Origin of the sequence: Thermoactinomyces sp. CICC 10523, assembly GCF_016055105.1 — a bacterium.
GTDB lineage: Bacteria > Bacillota > Bacilli > Thermoactinomycetales > Thermoactinomycetaceae > Thermoactinomyces_A > Thermoactinomyces_A daqus.
The window spans coordinates 225834-238359 of the sequence record NZ_JAECVX010000005.1; the positions used below are offsets into that span (position 1 = coordinate 225834).

The following is a 12526-nucleotide window of genomic DNA, read 5'->3' on the forward strand; positions in this document are numbered from 1 at the left end:
CATGCCCGAGTTAAGTCCGCAAGCAAAATGGACACCCAGACAGATTGTCGCCGAATTGGATAAATACATCGTCGGCCAGACGCAAGCGAAAAGAGCGGTGGCGATCGCCCTTCGCAACCGCTACCGCCGGATGCTGCTGCCGGAAGAACTGAGGGACGAAGTCGTTCCCAAAAATATTTTGATGATCGGTCCCACCGGGGTGGGGAAAACGGAAATCGCCCGGCGTCTGGCAAAATTGGTCGGTGCCCCTTTCGTCAAACTGGAAGCGACCAAATTTACCGAAGTGGGCTATGTCGGGCGTGATGTGGAATCGATGGTGCGCGATCTGGTGGAAACGGGGATTCGCATGGTCAAGGCAGAAAAACTGGAAAGTGTGAAAGACGAGGCCCGGGCCATGGCCAACGATCGGATCGTCAGCATCCTGGTTCCTGATCAGAAGGAGTCTCCCGCTTTTAAAAACCCCTTCGAATTCCTGTTCCAGCAAAAGAGCGAGGGAAACCCGGGACCTCAGGAACAGCAGGAGAAAAGGCGGATCAGGGAAGAACGGGCGTTGGTAAAAGAAAAATTGTTACGCGGCGAATTGGAGGAGCAGATGATCGAGATTGAGGTGGAAGAGCAGATGCCCTCCATGTTTGACATGTTCGCCGGAACCGGCGTCGAGCAGATGGGAATGAACATGCAGGAAATGCTGGGGCAGCTGATGCCGAAAAGAACCAAGCGGCGCAGACTAACCGTCAAGGAAGCGAGAGAAGTCCTGACTCAGCAGGAAGGGCAAAAGCTGATCGACATGGATCACGTGATCGGGGAGGCGCTTTCCCGTGTGGAGCAGTCGGGCATTATTTTCCTTGATGAGATTGATAAAATCGCCGGCAAGGACCAGCGCGGCCCCGATGTTTCCCGTGAGGGTGTGCAGCGCGACATTTTGCCGATCGTGGAAGGTTCCACTGTCATCACCAAATACGGGCCGGTGAAAACGGATCACATTTTGTTTATCGCCGCCGGTGCGTTCCACGTTTCCAAACCGTCCGACCTGATCCCGGAACTGCAGGGGCGTTTCCCCATACGCGTCGAACTGGACGATTTGAGCGCCGATGATTTCGTGCGGATTTTAACCGAGCCGAAAGGCGCTTTAATCAAACAATACATCGCCCTCTTGGAAACGGAAGGCATCAAGATTACCTTTACCAAAGAAGCAGTGGAAGAAATCGCCCGGCTGGCGCAGGAAGTGAACAGCTCCACCGAGAATATCGGAGCCCGTCGCCTGCATACGATTCTCGAGCGGTTGCTGGAGGAGCTCTCTTTTGAAGCTCCGGAGATCGGGATGGGGGAAATCACGATTACACCGCAATATGTGCAGGAGCGTTTGGCTGATGTCGTAACGGACCGGGATTTGAGCCAGTATATTTTGTAGGAAGCTTTTCGCGCAAAGTTTTCCCTTGCGATCAGATATGGGGTATGGTATATTCAACAATGGTGTAAACACACACGCCGAAGAAGCGGGCAGCGGTGCCGCGGGTTGCGGTTTCTGCCTTCGATGATTTCGGCGGAGGACCAACCAACAAGGAGGATTTTAAAATGGCTGTTGTATCCATGAAACAACTGCTGGAAGCAGGGGTTCACTTCGGTCACCAAACTCGCCGTTGGAACCCGAAAATGGGAAAATACATTTTTACAGAGCGTAATGGAATTTACATCATCGATTTGCAAAAAACCGTCAAAATGATGGAGCAAGCGTACAACTTCGTACGTGAACTGGCTGCAAACGGCGGCAACATCCTTTTTGTCGGAACCAAAAAACAAGCGCAGGAAGCAGTTAAGGAAGAAGCTGAGCGCTGTGACATGTTCTATGTGAACCATCGTTGGCTCGGCGGCACGCTGACCAACTTCCAAACGATCCGCAAACGCATCGAGCGCCTTCATGAACTGGAGCGCATGGAAGAAGACGGCACATTTGACGTACTGCCGAAAAAAGAAGTGATCCTTCTTAAAAAAGAACAAGCCAAATTGGAGAAATTCCTGGGCGGTATTAAACACATGAAAAAACTGCCTGATGCGATTTTCGTCATCGATCCACGCAAAGAGCGCATTGCGGTTGCAGAAGCACGCAAGCTGAACATTCCGATCGTGGCCATCGTGGATACCAACTGTGATCCGGACGAAGTCGATTATGTAATCCCGGGTAACGATGATGCCATCCGTGCTGTTCGTCTCTTCACCGGAAAAATTGCCGATGCGATTTTGGAAGGACGCCAGGGCGAACAACAAAGCACCACAGCTTCCTGATGAGAAAGTAAAAGAGGGTGGCATGGAGTTATGCATGCCCACCCCTTTTTATACGAAAAAGTGAACTGGAATCAGATGAAGGAGGACCATTCATGGCAATTACAGCTGCAATGGTAAAAGAGCTGCGCGAAAAAACGGGCGCAGGCATGATGGATTGCAAAAAAGCGCTTACCGAAACCAATGGTGACATGGAAAAAGCGATAGAATACCTGCGTGAAAAAGGGATTGCAAAAGCGGCCAAAAAAGCTGGACGCATCGCTGCCGAAGGTGTGGTTGAATCCTACATACATGCCGGCGGACGGATCGGCGTTCTCGTAGAGGTGAACTGCGAAACCGATTTCGTGGCCAAAACCGATGACTTCAAAAGCTTCGTAAAAGATGTGGCTATGCAAATCGCCGCAATGAACCCGAAATATGTCCGCAGTGAAGAAATTCCGGAAGAAGAAGTGCAAAAAGAACGGGAAATCCTGAGACAACAAGCACTGCAAGAAGGAAAACCGGAAAACATCGTTGACAAAATGGTGGAAGGCCGCCTGAAAAAACATTTCCAAGAAATTTGCCTGCTCAACCAGGCTTACGTGAAAGACCCGGACAAAACGATCGATCAACTGTTGAAAGAAACGATCGCCAAACTGGGTGAAAACATCAACATTCGCCGTTTTGTACGCTATGAAATGGGCGAAGGCCTTGAGAAGAAAGAAGACAACTTCGTAGAGGAAGTTATGTCCCAAGTTAAACAAGGCTAAGAAGATATATAGGGAACACGGCCATTGTGTTCCTTTTTTTTTAAGAACTGCGGTTGATTGGAGGAAGCGAATGAGTACTCCCAAGTATAAACGCATTGTTTTGAAATTGAGCGGTGAAGCGTTGGCCGGGGATCAAGGATACGGCATCGAGTCGCGAGTGATCCGCTCTTTGGCCCGTCAGATCCAGGAAGTTGTCGAGCTCGGCGTCGAAGTTGCCGTAGTCGTGGGAGGAGGAAATATTTGGCGGGGGATCAGCGGTTCCGCTCACGGAATTGACCGTGCCACCGCTGATTATATGGGAATGTTGGCCACTGTGATGAACTCCTTGGCATTGCAGGATGCGCTCGAAAGTATGGAGGTTCCCACCCGCGTCCAGACTTCGATTGAAATGAGGCAAGTGGCCGAGCCCTATATTCGCCGGCGGGCAATCCGCCATTTGGAGAAAGGACGGGTGGTCATTTTTGCCGCCGGCAACGGAAATCCTTTCTTTTCCACCGACACAACCGCCGCTCTGCGTGCTGCCGAGATTGAAGCAGATGTGATCCTCATGGCCAAAAATGGGGTGGATGGCGTGTACACGGCGGATCCCCTCAAAGATCCGGCTGCCCAAAAATATGATTCGCTCACCTATCTGGAGATTTTGAACAAAGGCCTGAAAGTGATGGATTCCACTGCCTCCTCGCTTTGCATGGACAATAACATTCCTTTGATCGTATTTAACATCTCCGAAGAAGGCAATATTCGCCGTGTCATTTTGGGTGAACATATTGGTACACTGGTAAAAGGGAGCGTGTGATTTCGTGAACCAGGTAAAATCGCAAGCAGAATCGAAAATGGAAAAAGCCATCCAAGTGCTTAAAAAAGATTTGCTCACGATTCGGGCCGGTCGGGCCAATCCGGCTCTTTTGGACAAAGTGACCGTCGAATACTACGGTACCGAAATGCCGATCAACCAAATGGCCAATATCTCCACGCCGGATCCGCGCACACTTGCCATTCAGCCTTGGGACAAGTCCGCTTTGGGCGAAATTGAACGGGCCATTTTGAAATCGGATTTGGGGTTGACTCCGACCAACGATGGAAGCGTGATCCGCATCACGATTCCTCCGTTGACCGAGGAACGGCGCAATGAATTGGTGAAAGTGGCACGTAAAATGGGAGAAGAGGCCAAAGTGGCAATTCGCAACGTGCGCCGCGATGCAAATGATGAAATCAAGAAATTAGAGAAAAATGGGGAAATTCCCGAAGATACGGCACGTCGGGGTCAAGAAGAGATCCAAAAATTGACCGACCGTTTCATCAAGGAAGTGGATCAAGTGGTTGCAGCGAAAGAAAAAGAAATGATGGAGATTTAAAAACATAAAATGATTGGGTGAAAACCCCTTCTTTCCAGAGGGGGTTTTCTGTCTACCCCAGGGATGAGAAACGGGATGAGTTAACCTTTGCGGAGGAATGTTTCATGATTGAATCCATTAAACGCCTGGTTGGCAATGAGAAGAGGGAACAAGGAAAGAAAGAGTTGTTGGAACAGATCAAAAAGGCTCCCCTGCCGGAACACGTGGCCATTATCACGGATGGAAACGGTCGTTGGGCCAAAAAACGGGGTCTTCCCCGTACGGCGGGTCATGCGGCCGGAATGAAACGGGTGCGTGAAGTGATCCGGGAAGCCGACAACTTAGGTATTAAAGTCCTCACTTTTTATTCATTTTCGACCGAAAATTGGAAACGTCCGCAAGAGGAAGTCGAATATCTGATGAAACTTCCGATCGAGTTTTTAAAAACCGATCTCAAGGAATTGGTTGAACGCAACGTGAAAGTGCAAATGCTGGGGGAGAAGAGCAAAACTCCGACGCAGACGCAGCAGGCCCTGATCAAATTTGAAGAAGAGACCAAACACAATACCGGATTGATTCTCAACTTTGCGATCAATTACGGCTCGAGGGATGAAATCCTGCGCGCGGTAAAAAACATTATAGACGATGTGCAAAATGGTCATATTGATAAGGAAGAGATCGATGAACAAACCATGAACCGGTATTTGCTCACCAAAGGATTGCCTGATCCTGACCTTGTCATTCGTACGAGCGGAGAAATTCGCGTCAGCAATTTCTTGTTGTGGCAACTGGCATACAGCGAGTTGCTGTTTACCGATACGATGTGGCCTGATTTTACCATCGAGCATTTCCATCAGGCGATTGCAGAATTCCAGCGTCGTTCGCGGCGATTTGGAGCGGTGTAAAGACAGGGGAAATAAACGATGAAGCAGAGAATCATTACAGGGGTATTGGGCGCTCTCGGCTTTTTGCTGCTGCTGTCCTTGGGAGGCTGGTGGTATACCGCCTTGATGTTTGTACTGGCTGTCATCGCCTTTTTGGAATTTGCGCAGATGAGAGAGCAGCATTGGAAAACGCCGCAAATGTTTTTTGGCCTTATTGTAATCGCACTGATTTTTCTTTCCGGATTAATGGAGCTGCCGGTCTTGAAGTCGTCTTCTTCTTTCCTCAAAGAACCAAATCCACTGTTGCTGGGACTGGCGCTCTACTCTGTTTTGATCGTCTTGAGCCGCAATCGCTTTGATCTCTTTCAAATGGCTTATTTATTGGCAGGAGCCATATACATAGGATACGGCTTTTTATATATGATGGTGGCCATCTGGAAGCCTGACGGACTTGCCTTATCCCTTCTTGTCATCATTGTGACTTGGGCAAACGATTCCGGTGCTTATTTTATCGGAAAAAAGTGGGGGAAACACAAATTGTGGCCCCAGATCAGCCCCAACAAGACGATTCAAGGTTCGCTGGGCGGCATCATGTTTGGGATTGTGACCAGTCTGGTCATCTGGCTGATCCATCCCCAATTGGGGAGCTCCCTGTGGGCGTTGGGAATGGGATTGTTTATCACCATCGTCGGCCAATTGGGAGATTTGGTTGAATCCGCCTGGAAAAGAAGCGCTGGTGTAAAAGATTCCGGCGGGATTCTGCCGGGGCATGGCGGCGTATTGGATCGCTTTGACAGTTTGTTGTTTGTTTTTCTCATTTTGCATTTAATTCAGGCAGTGTGAAAGGAGAGCGGGGAATGCCGGAAAAAATCGCCATTTTGGGTTCCACCGGTTCAATCGGACGCAGTACCTTGAACGTGATCGCCCAGCATCCCGATGAGTTTGAAGTGGTTGCGCTGGCGGCAGGGGGAAACGTCCGCGAAATGGTGGAACAAGCGCAGACGTTTAAACCCAAATTGATCTCGATGGCTACGAAAGAAGCAGCTGAACAGGTGCAGCGGGAGGTGGGGCAGGAAGTAAGGGTTATCTATGGCGAGGATGCCCCCGTCGAAGTGGCCTCCCATCCGGAAGCATCCTTTGTTGTTTCGGCCATTGTGGGAAGCAAAGGATTGGTGCCGACCCTGGCAGCCATCCGCGCAGGGAAAAAGGTCGGTCTGGCCAACAAGGAAACGCTTGTCAGCGCCGGTCATATCGTGACGGCGGAAGCAAAAAAGAGACAGGTTCCCCTGCTTCCGATTGATAGTGAACATTCCGCCATCTTTCAATGCTTGAATGGAGAACGCATTTCCGAAGTTCGCCGCTTGATTGTCACTGCATCCGGAGGAGCTTTCCGTGATTGGACAAGAGAACAAATAGAGAACGCAACGGTGGAACAAGCGTTGAAACACCCCAATTGGTCGATGGGGGCAAAAGTGACGATCGATTCGGCAACGTTGATGAACAAGGGATTGGAAGTGATAGAGGCTCACTGGCTATTTGATCTGCCTTATGAGAAAATAGATGTGATCATTCATCCGCAAAGCATCATCCATTCGATGGTGGAGTTTCAGGACGGCGCGGTGATGGCCCAGTTGGGGACGCCTGACATGCGGGTTCCCATTCAATATGCATTGTCCTATCCCAACCGTTTGCCTTTGCAGACGGAGCGGTTGGACTTTGTGGCTTTGTCCCGCCTGGACTTCCGTCCACCGGACCTTGAACGCTTTCCCTGTTTGAAAATGGCTTATGAAGCCGGAAAAACCGGGGGAACGATGCCGACGGTTTTAAATGCGGCCAATGAAGTGGCGGTACAATCATTTTTGGCCGGCGAATGCCCGTTTCCAGTGATTGAAGAATTGGTGGAAAGAGCGTTATCCGCCCATGAGGTGGTGCACAATCCAACGCTGGAAGAAATCATGGAAGCGGATCGCTGGGCGCGAGCCTTCGCCAGAGAGAGTCTCATCCGCATAACCTGAGCTGCGGGGCTGTTCTCTGATTAACCGGGGTGGTGATAACAAGCATGCAAACAGTGATCATCTTTATTCTCGTTCTCAGCCTCTTGGTATTTGTTCATGAATTGGGACATTTTCTTTTTGCCAAGCGGGCAGGTATTCTGGTTCGGGAATTTGCCATTGGTTTTGGCCCGAAAATTTTTTCCAAGCTCTATGGAGAAACACTCTATTCCATTCGTGCGCTTCCACTCGGCGGGTATGTGAGAATGGCTGGGGAAGATGCGGAAGTGGTCGAGATCAAGACGGGATCCCTCGTATATGCCGTACAATCCGGTGAGGGAAAGCTGAATCATCTCTACTTGTATGAGCCAACCGATTTGCCGGAACAGTTGATTGTGGGCAGGTTGGTGGAAGCGGACCTGGAGAAACAGCTGTATGTGGTCCTTGAGGATCAAAATGAAGTGGAAATGAGGTATGCCCTCGATCCGCAAACCATTATTCATTATGATCAAAAAACCCATGTGCAAATCGCTCCGGTCGATCGTCAGTTTGGCTCCAAAAGCGTTGGGCAAAAGGCGATGGCGATCTTTGCCGGACCCCTGTTCAACATTATATTAACTGTGATCCTCTTCGCCACTTACGCTTTGATGGCCGGCATTGAAGACCAGTTGCCCGTGGACAGCACCATGCCGGGAAAACCGGCGCAAAAAGCGGGCATCAAAGCAGGTGATGTCATCGTTGCCGTCGATGGGCATGAAGTTCATACCATGGATTCGTTGCGGTATTACCTGATCGATTCCAAAGGAAAAACAGTGACAATCACCATCGAGCGCAACGGGAAAAAGCTGAATCTCCCTGTTACGCCCGAAAAAAACGGGGATGTCTACCAGATCGGCGCCTATTTCAACCAGGAGAAAATGAAAAGAAAAGCGACGATCGGAGAGGCATTGACTGACGGAGTACGGGAAACATATGAGTGGTCCGGCTTTATTCTGGACGGATTCGGTAAATTGGTTACAGGGCAATTGTCCATCAAAAGTTTGGGCGGTCCTGTGCAAATGGGAAGCATTACGGGTAAGGCGGCCGAAAGCGGACTGGCTTCGCTGATTCGCTGGATGGCTCTCTTGAGCCTGAACCTGGGGATTTTCAACCTGTTGCCGATTCCCGCCCTTGACGGCAGCCGCCTCGTCTTCATTGCAATCGAAGCAATTCGTGGCCGCCCGGTGAGTCCCAACAAGGAAAGCCTGGTTCACTTTGTCGGATTTGCTCTGCTGATGGTGCTGATGCTGGTGGTCACGTTTAATGATATTAAAACGATTTTTTTCACTTGAGCTGAGGGAACAATGGGTTCCTGCCCGGAACCTTGATTGGCCTGATGTGAACGTTAACCCGGTTTTCCGCCCGGTGAGGAAAACTGGGTTTGTTTTTTGCTTTTTTCTTGGGCTGGTTTTGTGTATGATTATGTTTGATGCAGTTTAAGTAAAGAGAGGGATTTTTATGCGGCAAAAAAATGCGCTGATTCCGACGTTACGCAATGTCGGAGAAGCGGAGATGGTAAGTCACCGCCTTTTATTGCGCGGCGGTTTTATAAGGCAGTTGGCAGCTGGGGTTTATACCTTCTTGCCGCTCGGATTTCGCGTATTACATAAAGTGGAGAAAATCGTCCGTGAGGAAATGGATCGCATTGGGGCGCAGGAATTGCTCTTGCCCGTCCTGCATCCTGCCGAACTCTGGCATGAATCCGGACGCTGGGAAAACTACGGGCCGGAGCTTTTCAAGATCAACGACCGGCATGACCGCAGTTTTGCGATGGGGCCAACCCATGAAGAAGTGATCACCGATCTCTTGCGGGGCGAGATCAATTCATATAAAAAGCTGCCGATGGCGCTTTACCAAATCCAAACGAAATTCCGCGATGAGAAAAGACCGCGCTCCGGTTTGCTGCGCGGCCGGGAATTTGTGATGAAAGACGCCTATTCCTTCCATGCCGATCGCGAATCGCTTGATCAAACCTATGAGGATATGTTTGGGGCGTATATGAATATTTTCACCCGGGTCGGACTTGATTTCCGCGCGGTGGAAGCGGATGCGGGAGCGATCGGAGGAAAGGGAACCCATGAATTTATGGCACTCTCCGACGCAGGTGAAGATACCATCGCCATCTGTGAAGCATGCGATTACGCAGCTAATATCGAGATGGCTGAAGTGGTCGGAAATGAGGAGGTTTCGGACAAAACACCGGTTTCGGAGCGTGAGAAGATCGCCACCCCGGGGAAACGCACCATTGAAGAGGTGGCCGAGTACCTCGATGTGGAACCGCACCAGCTGGTAAAAAGTTTGCTCTTTACTGTCGATGGTGAACCCGTGCTCGTCCTTGTCCGCGGGGATCATGAAGTCAATGATGTGAAAGTGAAAAACTTGCTTGAGGGAGCCGTATGCGAATTGGCGGATGAAGAAACCGTTCGACGGATCGCAGGGGCTTCAAGCGGTTTTGTCGGACCGGTCGGATTGAAGGAACCGGTTAAAATCCTGGCGGATCATGCTGTCATGCGAATGAATGAGATGATCACCGGAGCGAATGAAGCTGACGCTCATCTGATGCATGTACAGATCGGCCGCGATTTCCAAGTCGATCTCGCCGGCGATCTCCGGAATATCCAGGAAGGTGATGCATGTCCGCGCTGCGGGGGAACGATTCAGTTCAAACGCGGAATTGAAGTGGGCCATGTCTTCAAGCTGGGAACCCGGTACAGTGAGGCGATGAATGCCCGTTTCCTCGATGAAAACGGCAAAGAACAACCTTTTATCATGGGTTGTTACGGCATCGGAGTTTCCCGGACTGTTGCCGCAGCGATTGAGCAACATCATGATGAAAACGGGATTATCTGGCCGGTGGCGATTGCGCCGTATACGGTTCACCTGATTGCGGTCAATATGAAAAACGAAGACCAAGCCCGTCTTGCCGAAGCGTTGTACGAGGAACTGAATAAAGAAGGAATCGAAGTTTTATTTGATGATCGCAAAGAGCGGGCCGGCGTCAAATTTAAAGATGCTGATCTGTTGGGGATTCCGGTTCGGATCACAGTCGGAGCAAAAGCTGGAGAGGGACTGGTCGAGATCAAATTGCGCCGCAGCGGGGAAAGCAAGGAATTGTCAGTTGAAGAAGTATTGAAAGAGCTGCCGGAGTGGATTAAACGCGCAGATCAGAAATAGAAGAGAGGACCCATTTTCTCCCCGTGCAAGGGAGGGAATGGGTCTTTTTTTTTGAGTACATTGACTCCGGGTAAGCCGGTCCAAATAAAAGTAAGTAATTGGAAGAAATTTGAATATCGCGCATTCCATGCTTCTGTATTTGTCGATTATGTTGTTTTTTTTGTCTTCGTTTTTGCTGTGGATATTCGGATCGGTTGGATTTTTGTCAGGAAAAACAGAACGCTGAGGGAAGCCATTAGCATCGTTGATCCGCCAAATGTAAGTGCAGCCGTAAAACCGTAGTATTGTGCGATAAAGCCGGTGATTGCCGGAGAGACAATGGAAGCGAATGCACCGGCTGTATTCATGATCCCGCCGAGGGTGCCGGCGGCTCCTTCCGGAGCGAGCTCTTGGGGAAGCGTCCATAGAATCGCTGTTGATGCCGATTCGGCGGCCATGGCAATGATTAGGAGCCAGGCGGCAGTTTCTGCATCTTTGGCATAAGCAGCTCCAATGACGGATAATGCGATCACTTGAGTGGTGATTAAAAGGGTTTTTTTCACAATGGTAAGGTTGTAACCTTTTTTAATTAAATAATCGGCCAAAACTCCGATCAGAGGTTGTGCCAGCATCCCGGCCACCCAGGGAAGGGTTGCGTAAAAAGTGACGGCGTCCAGATCCAGTTTTCGTGCTTCGATCAAAAAGCCCGGCAACCAGGTCAGATAGAGATAATAAAGGTAATCCTGAAAGAATTTGATGATGATGATCGCCCAGGTGTTTCGGTGCTTTAATAATTGGAATGAAGTGATTTTGTTTGAAGAGGTGACTTCGTTGCCGGCGGGAATCGTTTTTTTCTCGCGAAAGGTGGCGAACCAGAGGATTACCCACAGAAGACTGCCCAGCCCGGTAATATAAAAAGCCATGCGCCAGTCCGGTTGCTCCTTAGTGCCAAAGTACACCATCAGGCCGATCATAATGCCTGGCGTTAAAGCGTATCCCAGTCGCAATCCAGAAAGATAAATGCCCGTTGCCGTGCTGCGGTCCGAAGGTTTGAAGTTTTCCGCAACGATTTTTGTCGCTGCCGGGAAATTCGCGGCCTCACCCAAACCGACCAAGATGCGGCTGGCGAACAGCAACGGGGCTCCGCGAGCGAGTCCGGTGACCGCGGATGCGATTGACCAGATTGCCGCTGTGATTCCGTAGACTTTCTTGGCTCCAAACCGGTCGGCGAACCAACCGGCAGGAATATTGAAGAAGAGATAAGCCCAACCGAAAGCGGAGAGGATTAAGCCCATGGTTCCCATGCTCAGATGTAATTCCTTGGCGATAAAGGTGTTGGCTGTCGCCAAACTTGAACGATCGATGGCGTTGATCAGGGTTCCGCTAAAAATCAGAAATAACGTCCATATCTGCCTTCTGTTCAATTTCATCTTGAAATCACTCCTTTCAAAAGCAGATCCAATCGTTAATGAAAAATGATTTTCGCGACAGGAAATATATTATAATTCAATTATTTCAGAAAATAATAAAAAAGCAATAATCATTTTTAACTCCGGCAGCAGAAGAATATAAATGGATTAAAAGGATTAAGATTTTCTTAATTTCAAAAGGAGACGAGATAATCGTTTGGGAGGTTAGTTTTTCCATTTATTTCTTGTAAAAAATGCTTGCTTATGTTGGATGATCATGCTATATTATTTCTTGTCGCCGAGAGGATCGGCACAACTGAGAGAACGCACCTTGAAAATAAGATATGGAATAAGGCAAATGACGAAATGGTCATTCGTCAAGTTGCATCACCGGGAGAGAAACCGTAGCAGGTTAAGCTACTAAGGGCACACGGTGGATGCCTTGGCGCCAGGAGCCGATGAAGGACGGGGCGAACACCGATATGCCTCGGGGAGCCGTAAGCAGGCGTTGATCCGGGGATTTCCGAATGGGGCAACCCACCAGCTTGAAGAGCTGGTACCGCCATCTGAATCCATAGGATGGACGGGGGCAGACCAGGGGAACTGAAACATCTTAGTACCCTGAGGAGAAGAAAGCAAACGCGATTCCCTGAGTAGCGGCGAGCGAAAGGGGAACAGCCCAAACCG

The 12526-nt window shown here is 49.8% G+C and carries 11 protein-coding genes and 1 rRNA gene; 11 read left to right on the forward strand and 1 reads right to left on the reverse strand.

Annotated elements, in window-relative coordinates:
• Position 1 precedes the first annotated feature (1 nt).
• From hslU to I8U19_RS08975, 10 genes are all read left to right on the forward strand, one after another.
• Positions 2 to 1411, forward strand: coding sequence for an ATP-dependent protease ATPase subunit HslU (gene hslU / locus I8U19_RS08930; protein ID WP_198055721.1), 1410 nt, complete (start codon positions 2 to 4; stop codon positions 1409 to 1411).
• A gap of 164 nt (positions 1412 to 1575) precedes the next feature.
• Positions 1576 to 2283 (forward strand): 30S ribosomal protein S2, encoded by a 708-nt coding sequence (gene rpsB, locus I8U19_RS08935; RefSeq protein ID WP_033102345.1) that lies wholly within the window; start codon positions 1576 to 1578, stop codon positions 2281 to 2283.
• Positions 2284 to 2375: 92 nt separating this feature from the next.
• Positions 2376 to 3029, forward strand: coding sequence for a translation elongation factor Ts (gene tsf, locus I8U19_RS08940; protein ID WP_033102346.1), 654 nt, complete (start codon positions 2376 to 2378; stop codon positions 3027 to 3029).
• 70 nt (positions 3030 to 3099) lie between these two features.
• Positions 3100 to 3825, forward strand: coding sequence for a UMP kinase (pyrH, locus tag I8U19_RS08945; protein ID WP_033102347.1), 726 nt, complete (start codon positions 3100 to 3102; stop codon positions 3823 to 3825).
• A 37-nt stretch (positions 3826 to 3862) separates the two neighbouring features.
• A complete protein-coding gene (frr, locus tag I8U19_RS08950; RefSeq protein WP_052154455.1) occupies positions 3863 to 4384 on the forward strand; it encodes a ribosome recycling factor in 522 nt (173 codons plus the stop codon).
• A gap of 104 nt (positions 4385 to 4488) precedes the next feature.
• Positions 4489 to 5268: an undecaprenyl pyrophosphate synthase gene (locus I8U19_RS08955; protein WP_198055722.1), complete on the forward strand. Its 780-nt coding sequence runs from the start codon at positions 4489 to 4491 to the stop codon at positions 5266 to 5268.
• An 18-nt stretch (positions 5269 to 5286) separates the two neighbouring features.
• Positions 5287 to 6090 (forward strand): phosphatidate cytidylyltransferase, encoded by an 804-nt coding sequence (locus I8U19_RS08960; protein WP_198055723.1) that lies wholly within the window; start codon positions 5287 to 5289, stop codon positions 6088 to 6090.
• A gap of 14 nt (positions 6091 to 6104) precedes the next feature.
• A complete protein-coding gene (locus tag I8U19_RS08965) occupies positions 6105 to 7262 on the forward strand; it encodes a 1-deoxy-D-xylulose-5-phosphate reductoisomerase (protein WP_198055724.1) in 1158 nt (385 codons plus the stop codon).
• A gap of 44 nt (positions 7263 to 7306) precedes the next feature.
• Positions 7307 to 8569 (forward strand): RIP metalloprotease RseP, encoded by a 1263-nt coding sequence (rseP, locus tag I8U19_RS08970; RefSeq protein ID WP_033102352.1) that lies wholly within the window; start codon positions 7307 to 7309, stop codon positions 8567 to 8569.
• A 166-nt stretch (positions 8570 to 8735) separates the two neighbouring features.
• Positions 8736 to 10451: a proline--tRNA ligase gene (locus I8U19_RS08975; protein WP_033102353.1), complete on the forward strand. Its 1716-nt coding sequence runs from the start codon at positions 8736 to 8738 to the stop codon at positions 10449 to 10451.
• Between the two features lie 146 nt (positions 10452 to 10597).
• On the opposite strand, the gene I8U19_RS08980 is transcribed toward I8U19_RS08975, so the two are convergent.
• Complete coding sequence (locus I8U19_RS08980; protein WP_198055725.1) at positions 10598 to 11860, reverse strand: MFS transporter; 1263 nt, start codon at positions 11858 to 11860, stop codon at positions 10598 to 10600.
• A 389-nt stretch (positions 11861 to 12249) separates the two neighbouring features.
• Here I8U19_RS08980 and I8U19_RS08985 point away from each other — a divergent pair.
• Positions 12250 to 12526, forward strand: a 23S ribosomal RNA gene (locus tag I8U19_RS08985); the annotation flags it as partial.